The sequence below is a fragment of the Sedimentimonas flavescens genome (assembly GCF_019264375.1).
Taxonomy (GTDB): Bacteria; Pseudomonadota; Alphaproteobacteria; order Rhodobacterales; family Rhodobacteraceae; genus Rhodobacter; species Rhodobacter flavescens.
This window is the reverse complement of record NZ_JAHVAI010000017.1, coordinates 29,026-45,196: the sequence shown is the minus strand read 5'-3', so window position 1 is coordinate 45,196 and position 16,171 is coordinate 29,026. Positions and strand designations below refer to the sequence as shown.

Here is a 16,171-nt window from a genome sequence, read left to right as displayed (position 1 = left end):
CAGCCCCGCGAAATCCACAGCAAAACAGGGACCAGAACCGCAACCGCAACATAATCCGCACCGCAACATGTTCCGTAAACTTGCCCGCTGCCCCTGGTCCCGACGCAGGGCCCGTCAAACGCACGAAGAGCGAGCGGCCGGGGTTGTTTTGCAGGTCACCCACGATCCAGTAGGATCCTTCCCGCCGTCCGGCGGGAAGGTAGGCACGACAGACGCCTTCGGCATTTTCTGCCAGCTCGCGCACGAGGTCTTCGGTCTCGGAATACATGGGTCAACAACCTCCGCGATCATGTAGCCTTGCGACAGGACAACGTGCAAGCAGGCGATCCAGTATCGCGACGCCATCGGCGTCGGTCGGGCAGAACAGCCGAAGCTTCCAACTAATAATCTCCGAGAAGAAGCCATCGGCCTTGAGCCGATCCTTGGCTGCCTCCGAGAAGCCCGAGAGTTCGATCCGGTTCGCGCCCATGACGCGCGAGCGGTGCAATTCCATCCCTTCGGCCAGGCGCACCACAGTCTTGCCCTCCAGAACGAGGGCATGGACCTGCGCGGCCGAGAGCTTGGGCGCATCGGCGGCCAGCGTGGTCACGACCCAGGCAGGCGAGACGCGGCGGCCGATGATGCGCTGCCCGTCATCGGTCTGCAGGCGGTAGACGCGGGTTTCATCCTGGGGAAGCTGCTTCCAGATCGGCAGCAGAAGACCTGCCACGATGTGCAGTGTGGAGACCGAAAACTCCGGCACCTCGGCCAGTTCCGCAATCCACGCCGCTGTGAAGGCCGCGCGGTCGGCCTCGAGCCAGTGGGTGTCCTCCATGACCTTGGCCGGGACCGTGCTGGCATCAAGCGGGCGGATCAGGCGCAGGCGCGGCTCGATGGTCCCATCGTCCAGCATGTGACTGGTGGCGGGAACCTGCACGGCAGCCCGGCCCGAGCGGCTGTTGACCAGAAGCCGCGCCTGCGGGTCATCCAGCCATTCGAGCGCATCGGCCAGCGAGGTAGGCGTGTTGCGGCGCTTTTCCGCGATGGTCAGCAGCTGGGTTTCCGCGCCGGAGCCCGGATGGGTGTAGATGACCTGTACGTCGGTCACCCGGAAGCTCTCAGCACGGAGTGTCTCGAGCCCGAGATCATAGACCCCGGCGGCGATGGCGCCCTCAATTCGCTGATCGAGCAGCTCCTCGAAACCCGCGAACAGCACGGCCTGCATGTCGATCGTCAGCGCCAGCAGGCGATTGAGGAAGGTCGTGATCGGCGGCAGGTCATCCTTCAGCCCGTTATCATCGGTCAGGCTGAGCCCGGTCGCATCCTCGAAAGCCCCGAGCGAACATCCGGCCAGATCGCCGCGATAGATGCGGCGGTAAAGCTGGCGCAGGGCGTCGCGGGCGTAACGAGACTCGAGGTTATCCTCCGGGCGGAACAACCCCTGCCCGCCGGTCTGGCGCTGGCCGCGCGTGATCGCGCCAAGCGTGTCAAGACGACGCGCGATGGTCGACAGGAACCGCTTCTCCGCCTTCACATCGGTGGCCACCGGCCGGAACAGCGGCGGCTGCGCCTGGTTGGTCCGGTTGGTGCGTCCGAGGCCCTGAATCGCCGCGTCTGCCTTCCAGCCGGGTTCCAAGAGGTAGTGGACCCGCAGGCGCTGGTTCTTCGCCCCGAGATCGGCGTGATAGCTGCGCCCGGTGCCGCCGGCATCCGAAAAGATCAGGATACGCTTTTCGTCATCCATGAAGGCTTGGGTTTCCGCGAGGTTCGCGGCTCCGGCCCGGCTCTCCACCACGAGCCGTGCCGAATGCCCTTCGCCCTTGCGCACGATGCGCCGTGAACGCCCCGTGACCTCGGCCACGAGATCGGTGCCGAAGCGCTGGACGATCTGGTCGAGCGCCCCCGGCACCGGCGGCAGCGAGGCCAGCTTTTCGATCAGCGCGTCACGACGGCGAACGGCATCGCGACATTCGACGGGCTGGCCGTCCCGTGTCACGGGCCGCGACGAGAGGTTGCCCTCGCTGTCGGTGAAGGGCTCGTAGAGCTGCACCGGGAAGGAATGGGCGAGGTAGTCCAGGACATATTCCCTGGGCGTGATGTCACAGCGGATGTCGTTCCATTCGTCTGTCGGGATTTCGGACAGGCGGCGCTCCATCAGCGCCTCACCCGTCGAGACGATCTGGATGACCGCCGCATGACCCGCTGCCAGATCGGCATCGATGGATGCGATCAGCGTGGGGGTCTTCATCGAGGTGAGCAAATGGCCGAAGAAACGCTGCTTGGCGGACTCGAAAGCTGACCGGGCAGCAGACTTGGCCTGCCGGTTCAGCGTACCGCTGTCGCCCATGACGTTCGCGGCCTCCAACGCCGCGGTCAGGTTGTTGTGGATGATGGCGAAGGCCCCGGCATAGGCATCGTACATGCTGCGCTGCTCGGGGCTGAGCGCATGCTCCAGCATCTCGTATTCGACACCATCATAGGACAGCGACCGCGCCGTGTAGAGGCCGAGCGCCCGAAGGTCGCGGGCCAGAACCTCCATCGCCGCGACACCGCCAGCCTCGATGGCTTCGACAAACTCGGCGCGGGACGCAAAGGGAAAATCCTCCCCGCCCCAAAGCCCGAGCCGCTGCGCATAGGCGAGGTTGTGGACGGTCGTCGCGCCCGTGGCCGAGACATAGACCACGCGGGCATTCGGAAGTTTGTGCTGCAGGCGCAGACCCGCCCTGCCCTGTTGCGAGGCTTGTGTTTCGCCGCGTTCGCCTTTGCCCCCGGCGGCATTCGCCATGGCATGGCTTTCGTCAAACAGGATCACCCCGTCGAAATCTGCCCCGAGCCAGTCGACGATCTGGTCGACGCGGGATTTCTTGGCACCCCGTTCTTCCGAGCGCAGCGTCGCATAGGTGGTGAAGAGGATGCCCTCGGTCAGCGGGATGTCGCGGCCTTGTGCGAAACGCGACAGCGGCGTCACCAGCAGGCGCTCCTGCCCGAGCGCCGACCAGTCGCGCTGCGCGTCCTCGAGGAGCTTGTCGCTTTTCGAGATCCAGAGCGCCTTGCGGCGGCCTTGGCACCAGTTGTCGAGCAGGATCCCAGCCGACTGGCGGCCCTTGCCCGCACCGGTGCCATCGCCGAGGAAAAAGCCGCGGCGGAAGCGGACGGCGTCAGCGGCGTCCTCCGGTGCAGCGGCGACCACGTCTCCGGTCTCATCGACGGCCCACGACCCGGCGAGGTATGCGCAGTGGGCTTCGCCCGCGTAGATGACGGTCTCAAGCTGCGCGTCGGACAGCAGGCCGTCGCGCAGGATGGTCGCGGGAAGCTTGGGGCGGTAGCTGGGTTTCGGCGGTGCGACCGAGGCCATGGCCGCGGATTGCACAAGCTTGGTCGGGTGTTGGGCCGCGCCCGGGATCTCGATCGCCTGCAAACGGAAGGTCTCGTAGATCGCGTCGGACAGGCGTGTCGCATCTTCGTCCTCGGCGGCGTCGCGGAGAGCGTAGTCCAGTTCCTCGGCCTCAATCGGTGTGTCTGGTTTCGCCGGTTGAGCTGCGGAGGTCGCGCGGGATCGGCTGACGGGTTTGCGGGTGGTCGGGGCAGGACTTCCCGGGAAGAGGGAAGTGTGGCCCAGACTCACAGTAACTGCCGGATCAAGCTCCAGGCGCGGCGGAACCTCTGCAGTGACCCTGGACATCAGATGCGCTACGTCCGGGGACGTGGGCTGGTGCAGGTCAGCGGTGATGCCGCCCGGCTCACCGCCGCGGCATTTATCGAAGACAGAAATCCGCGTCTCGAAGCTGGTGCCGTGCTTGGCGAAAGCTGCGCCCGACACCGCGCCGGTGAAGATGAGATGGGCCGTCTCGGTCAGACGGCCGAAGGTCTCGGCCCAGGCCGGCGCATCCGGCGCGAAACCGGCCCCTGTGATGGCCACGAGCCGTCCGCCGGGAACCAAGCGCGCAAGGGCCGAGCGCAGATGTCGGGCCGTCGCCTCGGTCGACCGACCATCGACATTGGCTTGGGCCGAGAAGGGCGGGTTCATCAGAATGACGCTCGGGCTTGAGCAGGCATCGAGATGATCGTCGATCTGCGCGGCATCGAACCCCGTGACCGGTCGGGCCGGGAACAGCAGGCGCAGAAGATCGGCGCGGGTGCCCGCCAACTCGTTCAGAGCCAGAGTGCCGCCGGCGATCTCGGCGAGGATCGCCAGAAGCCCGGTCCCGGCAGACGGCTCTAGGACAAGATCACGGGGCGTGATCTGTGCTGCCGCCACAGCCGCGAGCCCCATGGGCAGCGGCGTCGAGAATTGCTGAAAGCGCTCCATCTCTTCCGACCGCCGGGTGTGCGTGGGCAAGAGGCCTGCCACCTTGGCGAGGATCGGCAAGAGCGCCGCAGGCGAGCCGGCACGCGCAAGCAACGCCCGACCGAATTTCCGCAGAAAGAGGATCAGCGCCACCTCGCCCGCCTCATAGGCGAACTTCCAGTCCCAGGCACCGGTCGCATCGGAACCGCCAAAGGCATGTTCCATCTCGCGGCGGAGGCGCAGCGCGTCGATCTGAAGCCCTTGCGCCAGATCGGGCTGCAGCGCTTCGGCAACAGCAACGATCGCAGGGGCAGGATTTGCTGCCAACGGGACAATGGGCGCAGGCAAGGACGCCTGCGCAACAGGGGCAAGATGGGTCATCGGGAAACTCCGGAATGAAGGACAGGATAAGGCCCGTACACCCTCTCTCGGGCAGCCTCGGACCTGATCTTTCCCGGCCCCTCTCTCCCTCTCGAATCCGACGCGTCCCGGAAGCTCGGCTTGATTTTGTTCTTGTTCTGTTCTATATTCTGAGCCAAGCCAGAAAGGGGGTTCCACCATGGAAAGCACCAAGAACGCCATGCCCGTAACACCCAAGCAGATTGCCTATGCGCGGTCGCTCGCCCTGCGCAACCGGACGCTCCTGCCCTGGGAGGTTCAGCAAGACCGGCGATCTTTGAGCGCTTGGATCGAGGCTCAGGCCCAGCTGAAGCCGGTATCGGACATGGACCGGCTGCCCACGTCCAGGCAGGTGGCCTTCGCTGAGAAACTCGCCCGGATCAAACAGCGCGCCGTTCCGGACGAATGCTTCCGCGACAAGGGACTCATGTCGAAGTGGATCGACGGGAATAAGTGAGCACAGCACAGGCTAGTGACGCTCTGTGCGGTCGTCCAGCTTTTTGCCACATCATAGTTTGGCAAACCGAGCGCAGCTGCCAACCTGTAGGTTGGCAGATAGGCCCTTCGGGACATCAGCCTCGGTCAAACTCCTGTCCGAAGGACCAAGGCCTGGTCCCGGCGGCACGCCGGGAGGTGCACCGCTGCGACCTTCGGTAACCACCGCAAGTCGTAGCCGTCTCTCAACCCAGCGTCTTCAGATCTCCCTCCCCTTGGGGCTAGTCCCTCAGTTCTTTGAAAATAGTGAGATAGGAGCGTCCATAACGCTGTAAAAGTATTTTTATCAAAGAAAACTGTGGATGTCTCTTTGAAAATCTGTCACTTTAGGCATCATGAACACCGCAAGGTCACAGAATCTGAAGAAACTGCTCGATGCCGTACCCGCCGGCTATCTGGTCGATGCGGCATGGCTCGTCTCGCAAGGCATCGCCTATGAGAGCTTCCGTGACTATGTGAAGCGCGGCTGGCTGGACCGCATCGCACGCGGTGTCTTCCGCCGGCCAGTCCCGAATATGCAGGCGTCCAACAGCATCGACTGGAAGACCTGCATCCTTTCGATGCAACATATCATGGGTCATGATTTGCATGTCGGCAGCACAACGGCACTCGGTGAACAAGGACATGCCCACTACCTTCGCCTTGGCGAAAGCGCTCCAGTCTGGGTCTATGGGGACAAGGTCCCGAACTGGCTGATCAAACTGCCGACGGATGCCCCGATCAATATTCGCACCCGTTCCTTGTTCACCGATCCGAAGCTGGGTGTGATCGAGGGCAAAACGACAGGCCTACCATGGGACTGGGGTCTGACGATGTCGACGCCGGAGCGCGCAATCCTGGAAGCCATGGACGAGTTGCCCCACCATGAGAGTTTCCACACGCTCGACATGGTCTTCGAGAGCCTGACAACCCTGCGCCCAAGGCTGATTTCCGACCTCCTGCAAGCGTGCCAGAAGATCAAGGTCAAGCGCCTGTTCTTCGTCTTCGCGGACCGCCACGATCATCCGTGGCGCAAACGGATCGACCCGCAGGTATTCGACCTCGGAAGCGGCGACCGGGCTCTGGTCCAGGGCGGCAAGATCCACCCGCGCTATCGGATCATGGTGCCGGAAGAATTCGTGAAACCGGAGGCCGAACATGGCGCGTGAGACCTATGAAGCCCAGGTTGCGCTCCTGGTGCGCGTCCTGCCCCATGTCGCGGGCGAAAGCGTCTTCGCACTCAAGGGCGGGACGGCCATCAACCTCTTCTACCGCGACCTGCCTCGGCTGTCGGTCGACATCGACCTGACCTACCTGCCAATCAAGGAACGCGCCGAGAGCCTGGACGAGATCAACGCCGCGATGGATCGCATCGCGGCTTCCATCGAGACCGGAATCCACGGCGCGAAATCGCAGCGCATCCAAGGGGGCGGCGGCGGAGCCACCCGGCTCCTGGCGCGCCTGGACAATGCCGAGATCAAGATCGAAACCTCGCCCGTGACCCGGGGCGTGGTCCACGACCCGGAAGTCCGGACCGTCTCTGCCGCCGTGGAGGATGCCTATGGCTATGCCGAAATGCAGATCGTCTCGTTCGAGGACCTGTTCGCTGGCAAGCTGCACGCCGCCCTGGACAGGCAGCATCCCCGGGATCTCTACGACGTCACGCTCCTTTACGAAAACGAGGGTGTGACGCACGACCTCTTCCACACCTTCCTGATCTATGTCGCCAGTTCGCCACGACCGGCGCATGAGCTTCTCGATCCGAACCTGATCGATCTCGAGCAACCCTACGCACGGGAATTCGAGGGCATGACCAGAACACCCGTCCCTCTCACTACACTTTTGGCGACACGCCTGAAGTTGGTCGCCGATCTGCAATCGAGGCTCGATGACAAGGCGAGGCAGTTCCTCCTGACGCTTCAGGACGGCGAGCCTGACTTTGCGGCGATCAACCGCTCGCAAGCCGCTGAGCTACCGGCCGTGAAGTGGAAAGTCCTCAACCTGAACAAACTGAAGCGCGACAACCCCGAAAAACATGCCACGCATCGCGACGCCTTGTTGAAGCTCCTGGGTTGAGCCACGGCCATCACCGTCGTGAGGGGCGCTTTGCGTTGGCCGTCCTCATCGCGTCGATGGGAGGCGCCGAAGACGGGTGAACTCAGTCGGCGCTTCCAAGCCCTGTGTTTCGCTGAAATGACCGCGTTTTCGCCCGACGAAAGGCAGAGCGCAGTGCTTCGGTCGGCAAAGGCGGCGAGTCCATCGCTTCAAAGAAGTGCGCATGGTCGATCTGCTTGAGATCGGTGCGGTCAGGGCTTTCAATATCAGGCGTTGCCATCCTTATAGGCCTCCGGGGCAATTACGGTTTTGCGGATTAGCTGACAGCCGCAATCGAGTAGTGCGGTGTCCCATCCCAAACAAGATCCCAAGACGCGCCCGGACGAACGTTCTGAATTGCGTGGGGCTCGAAGCAGACCAGGCAATTCCCGCCCGGTGCAGGAGCCCGGACCGAAGGGTAAATCAGGCCCTTGGATCCGCCCCGACGCAGATGCTGTGCCAGGCTTTGGCCCTCGGGATACCCGACAGCCGGATCCGGATGCAGCGCCGGATGACCTGCCTCATCGGTCATGTCGTTGAAGACGCCGATGAAGTCGGCCAGCAATTCCACATAGCGGGCGCTGTCGTGGAAGCTGCCGGTAAAGCCGAGTTCGCGTGTGCGGTGCCAGGCCACTTCGCTGACAGAAACCATCACATCCCATGCGCAGTACCAAGCGCCGCGCTCCTCGGCGTTGAAGCGGTTTCCGCCGGCGCGGGTGTAAGTGAAGGCTGCGTTGACGTGACTGTCCCCATAGATGCGCAGATCGCGGCTACGGCGTTGCCAAGCGAGTTCGCGCGGGTCCAGATGTGGGTTGCGCCCGCGTTCGGCCTGTAGACGTCCACTGGTCAGGCCCTCGATCTCTGCCAAGATCTCCATCTCGTCATCGGTATCGACGAGACCGCGCAGGGATGGCGGCTTGTGGTAGGTGGCAGTCAGGAGACGAACGAGACCGCGATCTGAAACCTCGGTCTGCTTCATGCCCCACCACGCAACGCATCGAGATAGGTCCGCACCGCGAGGATCTGCGGCAACCCCCCGTCGATGGCGGTGTCGACTGGTCGGCTTCCACCAAAGAGCGGACCGGTGTTCGGTCGGGTAAACCAGCTTTTTGCCAGAGGCTCCGAGAAGTAGAGTTCGAGCGACTTGAAGATGCCAATTACAGCGCTGAGCCGCAGCAGTTGGTCCTTGGTGAGCTCTCCGGCGAAATCCGGCTTCTTGGCGCGCTTCCACGTGCTCTCTGACATGTCGGCAAGGCCAGCCGCTTCCTTGAGACTGAGACCCCAAGCATCGGCCACGCGTGCATAAGCTTTCAACGCGACGGCGTTGATCTGTGCGGGTTCCCGGATTTTCTCAGCAACGTACATGGCGTCCTCCATTGGCCCGAATATAGATCATATGACCTCCTTGTAAAGATCAAATGAACTGCCTGCGCTCTCACCCGAAGCGGCGCCCGGCTTCCGTGAAGGTGTACTCGTTCACGATGATCCCCTCCTCGATGGCCTCGTCCGAGGTCAGGTGGTCGTATTCGGCTTCAAGCTGGCGGTAGAGCCAGCGGGCCAGATCACGCAGCGCCTCGGTCACGATGTCTTCGGCGTCCTCTGTCGGCGGCTGCCAGGTCGGGCTGTCCCGCGTGACATCAACGGCCATGGTGTATTCGTGGTAGTAGCGCCCGCGATGGCTGACCTCGGCGGCGAGTTGGTAAAAGTTCCGCCGCTGGATGGCCTGCAGCCGGTCGGCGATGCCTTGCAAAGCCGCGTCTTGGGGCGCGTAGTCGCGGATGCGTGTGGCCCCGCCCTTGGCGTGGGACCAGTAGCCTTCGAAGCAAGCCCCGTCGCCCTGGCTCCAGAACCCGGAGAACCAGATACAGGGCTTGGCCCGCGTCCCGCCGCCCATCAGCCGCACGGGCGTGGTCTTCAGGCGGATGCCGAGGATCTCGCAGACCCTTTCGAAATCCTCATAGACCGCGTCCCACCAGTCGTCGTGGGGGCCGAGTTCGCGATACCAGCTGCGCGCCTTCTCCTTGGTGGCATCCGAGAGTTCGGGGAACTGGTAGACGGTGGTGCAGATCACCTCAGGCATCGATGTCCTCCCCGTTCAATGCGGCGGCCAGCCATTCTTGCGTGCTGGACCAGCCGATGGATTTGCGCGCGCCGAGATCGATGGCATGCGCGCCGCCACCAAAGGCTTCGAGTCGTGGCCGAGAGCAGGTCAGAGAATACTGGAACCCCCAAAGGCCGGTGAGGTTGAGGTCTTCGGCGAGGCGCAAGACGAAGCGGATGACGGCTTCGACATCGCCGTGTTCGTCATCATGGATCCAGAGGGTGCTGCCATCGGGCGCGTCCTGGCGCACGAGGTCGAAGCCTGCGACCTCCGGGTCATCGGCGTCCTCATCTGCGGCGCGAAGTTCTTGGAACAGCGCGAGCGCGCGGGCGGCCTTGTCGGGGCTACCGACGTCGATCAGGCATGAGAAATGGGTGAAGTAATCCGCCATGGGGACCTCCTGAATGGGGAAAACCCGGCCGGGCGGCCGGTTACTGGATTTGGATGAAGGGATGGGTGGGGCGATCAGCCGGTGGGCTGGTCGCCTGACGCCTGACGCGCGGCATGCGCGCAGAGCATCTGCCGGTAGAAGCGCTTCCGCGCCAGCCGGAGACCGCAAACAGCGCGCGTGTCGGGGTGTAGCGACCGGACCGCCGCGCGAACCACTGCCAGTCGCGAAGCGGTCGGCGGCAAGCCAAGACGTCGATAAGTGGGATCGGTCATTTCACGTGACCTCAACCACGGGCGAAACGAGATGCGGATCGACCCGTGCCTCGATCCGTTCGGTTCGACCCATCCAAGGCTCGGGCCGAATGGCCTTCACCCAATCGGCGAAGCTCGGGATGAAGCCAAGGTCTTCCCTTACATGCTGCTCGCCGACCCACCGAGTCGGGATGATGCGTCCGGTCGAGAGCGTGAGGGTCTGGCCGAAGATCGTCTCGGCCATGAAGATGCCCTCGGCATGGTGGCGCAGCGCCCGGTGCCGAAAATCGGCTGTGATCTCCTTGCTCTGGTCGAACCAGGAATGCACGGCGAGGTAGTCGTCGACCGTGCCGCCCCATTTCTGCACCGAGGACAGGGCGTGGTGGTAGGGATGTGCCATCGCCGCCCCCTCAGAAATCGTGCGTGTAGAGTTCGGACGAGCTGAAGCGCTCGTTGAACTCAAGGTGGATGGTGCGAGCGCTCGCGTCGAAGCAGAATTCGCCGTAAGCCCCGTCGTTGTTCTCCCAGCCGCAATGGGTGTCGGAGAGGAAGTCGTAGGCCAGTTGCTCGACGACATCTTCGAGCGAAAGCGCCCGCATCTCGACCTCCGGGTCGTCCCAGGTCAATGCGGCATAGGCGATCTGGGTCTTGGGGAAAGTGACTTCGGCGTCGCCAGCGTAGGCTTCGATGCTTTCAACCTGGCCGCTATCGCCATAGCCGTCAAAGCTCACGGTCACATGGGTGATGCCCGCGGCAGTCAGGCCATCGAAGAGGCGCTCCTTGTTGGCCGGACGCAAAGCTGCGATCCGCGCGTCACGCTCGGACTGCCGAGCCAGCACGGCGGCGAAATCAATCCTGGACGGCGCCATCGGCGCGGCCAAGGTGGGTTCGATCTTGGACATTGGAAACTCCGAAATGAGGGAAAGGATCTGAACCCCGAGGCTCTCTCGTCCTCCTAGGCTCACATCCTCCCCTGCCCTTCTCTGACTCTGGGGCGTCACGCCGCGATCTGCAGTGCGCGAGACGCGAAGACACGCCAGAGCGGATCGACAAGACGGGCATCGAGAACGTCGGCGTGGTGCCGCAGCCGTCGCGCGAGGCCATGTGCATGCCACTCGGCCGCCCGCATGGCCTGCGCGCGGGTCTGGCTGGCCTCGGACACGACGGCGCGGGCTTCGGCGGCATCCGAGACCGGGTGGCACCATGCGACCCCGCCATCATAGGTAGCCCCGGCCAGAACGAGGCGGCCCTCCCGATCGAGGATCGCCAGGATGCGCGGCGCGTCTTCAGGGGTGACATTTTCGGCGTGAACGATTGCCCCCTGCATGGCTTCGGCCAGCGTGGCAAACCGCTCCAGTACCTTGGGGTGTGCATGCCCGGACATGAGCGCCGCGGGAGCATGGCAAGCCGTCGTGAGCGCAAACGGCAAGTCTTGATCTGCAAGAACGGTCAGGAAGCTCGGCGGCAAACCTGTTTTCTGTATTTCCGGCTGAGTTTGGAGAGTAAGATCGAACATGGGCATATCTCCGACGGTGCGTAGAGCCTCTCTCCCCGCTTCAAACCGTCAAAGACCAAACCGCCCCCTCGGACTCTCTGTCGCTGATCGGGCCGATCATTTCGGCGTTGGTAAATCGCCCCATCGAACCCGCAAGTAGCGCCCTTCGCGCTTTGGAAGATCTTTTCGGTCGATCATCCGACCCGAGACCTGAAAATCCTCGTTGATCTTTACAACCAAGAGCTTGTTGAAATGCCCATTGGTATCGACCACAACCACATCCTTTGTCTTGAATGGCGTAATGGTTTTGACCTCGACATGATCATTGCCAAGTCTTCCGTCAGCACCCTGGGCGTAGGTCTTGTTCAGCTTGATACCGTACGTGATAGCACCGAACAGCTCACCGATATCGCCGTAGACAGAGAGGTGAAGGCCGGTCTCGAGGTGGTAGCTTTCCGCGAGGGACAGGAGATCCTCAAAATATGGGATCATAGACCGGATCGCGTTCGGGTATTTAGCGCCCCACTCCTTGTAGCGAAGCTGCTCGTCGATTTCCGACCAGGTAACCCATTCGCCGTCATCATAAAATGCACGATCTGACCAATCGATTTCTTCCATGCGCGTACTTCCAATACCTAAACATGTCGGGCACGGTAGCAGATCGATGAAACAGGGACGAGACCGGAGGCGATATCGCCTCCGGTCGCCACCTCAACCAACGCGGTCGAGAAGCTTCTTGGCGCGCCCTTCCATATCAAGGCGGGCATCCTGCTGAGTCTTGTCGCGCGCAAGCCGGGTAATGCCCTGTACGAAGTCGAAGATGCTCTCGGGCGGGCGACCTTCCTCCACCAGCACCTTCTCGATGATCTTGCCGGATTCGGCCTTCGAGAAACCCCGTTTGCGCAGGAAATCGGCACGGTCCTCATCGCTGCGCGCCACGACCTGCTGTCGAGCTGCCCGGATCCCGTTCACGAACCCCTGCGGCGAGGAATTGGCAAACCGCGTCAGCGCCGGCGCCGCCTCATGTGCGAAGCGCGACGCGGCGTATTTCGAGTGACGGATCTTGATCTCTTGGAAGTCCTCGACACCCCAGAGGTTGCGGTTCTGGCACACCGCCCGCAGATAGAAGCTCGCCATGCCAAGGGTCTTCGCGCCCACCTCGGAATTCCAGCAATAGAAGCCCCGGAAATAGAGATCGGGGGAGCCGTCGGGTAACTTGCCTGCTTCGATCGGATTGCGATCGTCGACCAGGAACAGGAAGACATCGCGGTCTGAGGCGTAGAGCGTGGTCGTGTCGCGACTTATTTCGACATCGGGGTTGTAGACCCCGGTCGACCAATCCAGCACACCCGGTACCTTCCAGCGCGTATCGCCCGTGCCATTGCCCGCGATGCGCTGAACCGCCTCGACAAGCTCGAAGTCATGGATGCGGCCGTAGTCGGGACCGGTCACGGCGCGCAGTTCCGTGCGGCCATCCTCGGTCTCGAAGGTCTTCACCTGCTCGGCGCGGTGGTTGGTCAAACCGTATTGCAGGTTGATCCCCGCCAGAGGCGCGGGAAGCTGCCGCAGGTAGGATGCCGGGGCACCGACGATGCTGGCAAGCTGGCCGAAGGCCCAGTGCGTGGGTGCGATCGGCTCATGCGCTTTCGGCAGGACCAAGTGCAGCCGCTCTGCACTGTCGCGCGCTGCCTCGACACGGATGTCGGCGGTTTGCACCACCCGGCTGCGGCTGCGCTCAGAGCGACCCTTCACATTGGCCCAGAGATCGTCGAGCGACAGGTACCGCTCGTCATCCGGCCTGTTGAACCATTCGGACGACACCCGCCCATTCCGGTCACCCCGGCTCACATCCACTTTCCAGCCACCAGCCCGCGTCGGCTGTACCGCATCCAGAACTTCCAAAACGCCCATCGGCATTCCTCCGCGACAGGCGCCGGGAGCCACTCTCCCAGCCCTCAACCCGTCACCGGGAAACCGGCACTCCTGTAACTCTCGAAAGAGGCGGGAGAGGCATGCGCGAATTGCGGCTGACCGATGCTGCCGCAGGCATCGCCGACGTGTTCGAGGATATCGGGGCGCTAGCTGCAAGATGCCGGTTCACCGACTGCGAGCATGAGACTGAGCCCGGCTGCGCCATCCTCGCTGCCGTCGAAGACTGCAGCCTCGACCCTGCGCGGCTCGCCCGCTGGCATAAACTACAGGCCGAGGATGCCTTCAACTCCGCCAGCCTTGCCGAGCGCCGCGAAAAGGACCGCGCCTTCGGCAAGCTGGTGCGGAGCGCCGTGAAGGCGAAATCGGACCGATAGTTTCCTAAAACAACATAGGACCCGGCGGGTTGCCCCACCGGGTCCAAGGGGGAGAGCCCGTTCCTCAGAACGGGATCTCATCGTCACGGTCTACCAGCTCGGGGTTTTCGTTCTCGGCCGACTTCGGGCGGCTCAGGAAGTCGACCTTTTCGGCGATGATCTCGCAGCCGTAGCGGTCGTTCCCCATGCTATCGATCCACTTGGTGTAGTGGATGCGGCCGTGGACGAGGACCTTCATGCCCTTTTCGCAATGCTCAGCGACCGTCTTGCCGAGACCGTTGAAGCAGGTGATGCGGTGCCATTCGGTGTCCATGACCCGGTAGCCGTTCTCGTCGCGCATCACACGGCCTTCCGAGAGGCGGGGACGCGAGGTGGCGAGGCTGAAGTTGGTGATCTTGGTGCCGCTCTGGGTGGTGCGGACTTCGGGGGTCTGACCGGTGTTGCCGGCGAGGATGACGATGTTCTGCATGATAAGCTCCTGTGTTTCCTGTCTTCGGGACCGTCCCTTCGACAAGACCCTGAAAAAGCCCATCGGGTGACGCGTGCACGGTGGACAACATGGACACCGGACACCCCCAGAGGACCGGGGTGGAGCGGGCAGGACGCCAAAGGCGGCCAACACGGCCCGGACTGACGCGGGGTTGCGCGCAGGAGACCGAACGGGATTAGGGGATTGTCAGTCGAAGGGATGGCCCAGGAGACAGAGAGATGCGGGGAGCCCATGCCAGACCATGTCCCCTTGCCAATCGGGACTGTTTGAACCAAAGCCCAGCACACCGCTAGCGGCCTAAGTGGCTATCACCAGCTCTCACCCCTGCCCTTGCCTGCCGGGAAATGCAGGGCCCTACCGCGACGGGCTATCGATACCGGAATATTCCGGACACCGACCGCACCAAATAACTGATTTCGATCTCGGGACATTGTCGCCCAACGCTCTGCAGAAAATGCGGAAGAAAGTCGCCAGGTCAATCTCCACGGTCTCGGATTGGCAGATGGCGAAAGGTTGCACCAATGCGGAAGCCATCGCCAAGGGATGGACCACTTCCTGGCCGAACTGATCGGGGAGAATGGAATCCGCTTGTGCGCCGGTATCGCAGGGTTTCCGGCACCCTGAGCTTTTGGCACCGACCTGGTCCGATCAAGGCCGAAAACTACGGCTGTTCGTCAATGTGACGACGATAGATTGACGACAGACGAGATGACTGCATGGAAAACTCCGGGTTCAGTCTAGGTTGGGCGGATCAATTGTGTCCAACTCGAAAATCGTTGCCTCGGGTTTTGGTCCCATCACACGCGTTGGCAGATTAGGCGCAGGCAATTGCCCTCTGTGGTGCCCCTTCACCAACACAACTTTACCGCTGCGATAGCGCCGCTCATGTTCGCTCACCCAATGGCGAACAGGGCCGCTTCGCCCGTCCTGGACCTGACGCTCGAACTCAAGGCGAGCCTGCCGCTCCTGCATGTGAGCCGCGGCCTGCGGACCAATGCGGATTGTAAGATGGGATTTCTGCGCGCCTAGAATCCAGGACTTCCCGAACTTTCGAGCGGTCTTTGCATCCTTGGCTGTGAACGTCTCGTTTTCCGTGGGAATGATGCCACCCAAGTCCGGGGAAACCAGCATCGCAAAGAGCGCGTAAGGGATGAACAGGTCGTAGCCTGTTTCAACTTGGTGCACCGTGCGCCGACCGTTGATCATTTCCATCGTATCACCGCTCCGCACACGGAATTCGACCATGGAACGGCTCAACTCGACTTCGACGTTGTCGTAATTCAACTCGCCTGTCGGAATTCGCTTCACGAGCAAAGCGCAGATTGGATCGACGACCCGCGAATTCTCGCGGCGATGGAACATCGTGATCCGCAAGTGGCCCTTGTTTCGATCATCGATGAGATAGCCGCGTAGACCAGTGCCTACGGGTTTGTCGTCATGTCTCGTTACAGGTGAAGCCCGTTCAAAGCGCGCGACACCCAGCTCTCGATCGTCGAATTCGACCCAAACAACGTCGGCGGGGAGCTTTACCTCACCCAGAATGGCCATTGCGGGAAGACCGGTTTCCGAAGCCTGTTTGGCGACTGCGTCATGAAGCGTATCGGCATAGGCTGCAGCCATATGGTCGAGCAGGTACACTTTCGCCTGCTGCAGGGCATCGAGCGCATACTCGCGAAAAAGCCTCAGATCCTCGGACGGCGCAAAGTGCCAAACCAGGTCGTCAGCAGGAGCCGATTTACCCGCAAGCGATGAACCGTATAAGGAAATCAATGATTTGTAGAGCATGCGACGTGACCTGAACCAAATATAACGCAGCTTCCGACGAACCCTGACGATGTTCAAGCTGCATTCATTGCACTGCAATTGACCGCTGATGTCTGTGCAAAGCCAGATTGGCTGACGC

The 16,171-nt window shown here is 62.4% G+C and carries 17 protein-coding genes and 1 pseudogene; 4 read left to right on the top strand and 14 right to left on the bottom strand.

Features of this window, described 5'->3' with window-relative positions:
- Both KTQ37_RS14500 and KTQ37_RS14495 read right to left on the bottom strand, forming a co-directional pair.
- Positions 1-268, bottom strand: a pseudogene (locus KTQ37_RS14500) (hypothetical protein); the annotation flags it as partial.
- A gap of 3 nt (positions 269-271) precedes the next feature.
- On the bottom strand, positions 272-4,648 hold the full coding sequence (locus tag KTQ37_RS14495; protein WP_218631232.1) for a strawberry notch-like NTP hydrolase domain-containing protein: 4,377 nt from the start codon (positions 4,646-4,648) through the stop codon (positions 272-274).
- 178 nt (positions 4,649-4,826) lie between these two features.
- Here KTQ37_RS14495 and KTQ37_RS14490 point away from each other — a divergent pair, with 178 nt between their 5' ends.
- The 3 genes from KTQ37_RS14490 to KTQ37_RS14480 all read left to right on the top strand — a co-directional run bounded on the left by KTQ37_RS14490 (position 4,827) and on the right by KTQ37_RS14480 (position 7,216).
- Positions 4,827-5,123: a hypothetical protein gene (locus KTQ37_RS14490; RefSeq protein WP_218631231.1), complete on the top strand. Its 297-nt coding sequence runs from the start codon at positions 4,827-4,829 to the stop codon at positions 5,121-5,123.
- 373 nt (positions 5,124-5,496) lie between these two features.
- Positions 5,497-6,309 carry a type IV toxin-antitoxin system AbiEi family antitoxin gene (locus KTQ37_RS14485; protein WP_218631230.1) on the top strand — a complete coding sequence of 271 codons (813 nt, stop codon included), beginning with the start codon at positions 5,497-5,499 and terminating at the stop codon, positions 6,307-6,309.
- A complete protein-coding gene (locus KTQ37_RS14480) occupies positions 6,299-7,216 on the top strand; it encodes a nucleotidyl transferase AbiEii/AbiGii toxin family protein (RefSeq protein WP_218631229.1) in 918 nt (305 codons plus the stop codon). The genes KTQ37_RS14485 and KTQ37_RS14480 overlap by 11 nt, the downstream gene beginning before the upstream one ends.
- An 82-nt stretch (positions 7,217-7,298) precedes the next feature.
- On the opposite strand, the gene KTQ37_RS14475 is transcribed toward KTQ37_RS14480, so the two are convergent.
- From KTQ37_RS14475 to KTQ37_RS14430, 10 genes are all read right to left on the bottom strand, one after another.
- The gene (locus KTQ37_RS14475; RefSeq protein WP_018065915.1) at positions 7,299-7,475 is read right to left on the bottom strand and encodes a type II toxin-antitoxin system TacA family antitoxin; all 177 of its coding nucleotides are present in this window, start codon (positions 7,473-7,475) and stop codon (positions 7,299-7,301) included.
- A gap of 36 nt (positions 7,476-7,511) precedes the next feature.
- Positions 7,512-8,213 (bottom strand): RES family NAD+ phosphorylase, encoded by a 702-nt coding sequence (locus KTQ37_RS14470; RefSeq protein WP_218631228.1) that lies wholly within the window; start codon positions 8,211-8,213, stop codon positions 7,512-7,514.
- Positions 8,210-8,611, bottom strand: a complete 402-nt coding sequence (locus tag KTQ37_RS14465; protein WP_112324460.1) for an MbcA/ParS/Xre antitoxin family protein — start codon at positions 8,609-8,611, stop codon at positions 8,210-8,212. Before KTQ37_RS14465 ends, KTQ37_RS14470 begins: the two co-directional genes overlap by 4 nt.
- 58 nt (positions 8,612-8,669) lie before the next feature.
- Positions 8,670-9,314: an antitoxin of toxin-antitoxin stability system gene (locus tag KTQ37_RS14460; protein WP_218631227.1), complete on the bottom strand. Its 645-nt coding sequence runs from the start codon at positions 9,312-9,314 to the stop codon at positions 8,670-8,672.
- A complete protein-coding gene (locus KTQ37_RS14455; RefSeq protein WP_112324455.1) occupies positions 9,307-9,726 on the bottom strand; it encodes a hypothetical protein in 420 nt (139 codons plus the stop codon). Before KTQ37_RS14455 ends, KTQ37_RS14460 begins: the two co-directional genes overlap by 8 nt.
- A gap of 273 nt (positions 9,727-9,999) precedes the next feature.
- Complete coding sequence (locus KTQ37_RS14450) at positions 10,000-10,377, bottom strand: DUF6915 family protein (protein WP_218631226.1); 378 nt, start codon at positions 10,375-10,377, stop codon at positions 10,000-10,002.
- A gap of 10 nt (positions 10,378-10,387) precedes the next feature.
- Entirely contained in the window at positions 10,388-10,879 is a 492-nt protein-coding gene (locus KTQ37_RS14445) for a DUF6878 family protein (RefSeq protein ID WP_218631225.1), read from the bottom strand.
- 95 nt (positions 10,880-10,974) lie between these two features.
- Complete coding sequence (locus tag KTQ37_RS14440; protein WP_218631224.1) at positions 10,975-11,493, bottom strand: DNA repair protein RadC; 519 nt, start codon at positions 11,491-11,493, stop codon at positions 10,975-10,977.
- Between the two features lie 96 nt (positions 11,494-11,589).
- Positions 11,590-12,090 (bottom strand): hypothetical protein, encoded by a 501-nt coding sequence (locus KTQ37_RS14435; RefSeq protein ID WP_007803268.1) that lies wholly within the window; start codon positions 12,088-12,090, stop codon positions 11,590-11,592.
- 93 nt (positions 12,091-12,183) lie between these two features.
- Positions 12,184-13,383, bottom strand: coding sequence for a DUF932 domain-containing protein (locus KTQ37_RS14430; RefSeq protein ID WP_218631223.1), 1,200 nt, complete (start codon positions 13,381-13,383; stop codon positions 12,184-12,186).
- Between the two features lie 101 nt (positions 13,384-13,484).
- On the opposite strand from KTQ37_RS14430, the gene KTQ37_RS14425 reads away from it, so the two are divergent.
- Positions 13,485-13,778 carry a ribosome small subunit-dependent GTPase A gene (locus KTQ37_RS14425; protein WP_328799740.1) on the top strand — a complete coding sequence of 98 codons (294 nt, stop codon included), beginning with the start codon at positions 13,485-13,487 and terminating at the stop codon, positions 13,776-13,778.
- A gap of 64 nt (positions 13,779-13,842) precedes the next feature.
- On the opposite strand, the gene KTQ37_RS14420 is transcribed toward KTQ37_RS14425, so the two are convergent.
- Together KTQ37_RS14420 and KTQ37_RS14415 are read right to left on the bottom strand one after the other, a co-directional pair.
- A complete protein-coding gene (locus tag KTQ37_RS14420) occupies positions 13,843-14,247 on the bottom strand; it encodes a single-stranded DNA-binding protein (RefSeq protein WP_218631222.1) in 405 nt (134 codons plus the stop codon).
- A 753-nt stretch (positions 14,248-15,000) separates the two neighbouring features.
- Positions 15,001-16,053 carry a hypothetical protein gene (locus tag KTQ37_RS14415; protein ID WP_218631221.1) on the bottom strand — a complete coding sequence of 351 codons (1,053 nt, stop codon included), beginning with the start codon at positions 16,051-16,053 and terminating at the stop codon, positions 15,001-15,003.
- Positions 16,054-16,171: the final 118 nt, after the last annotated feature.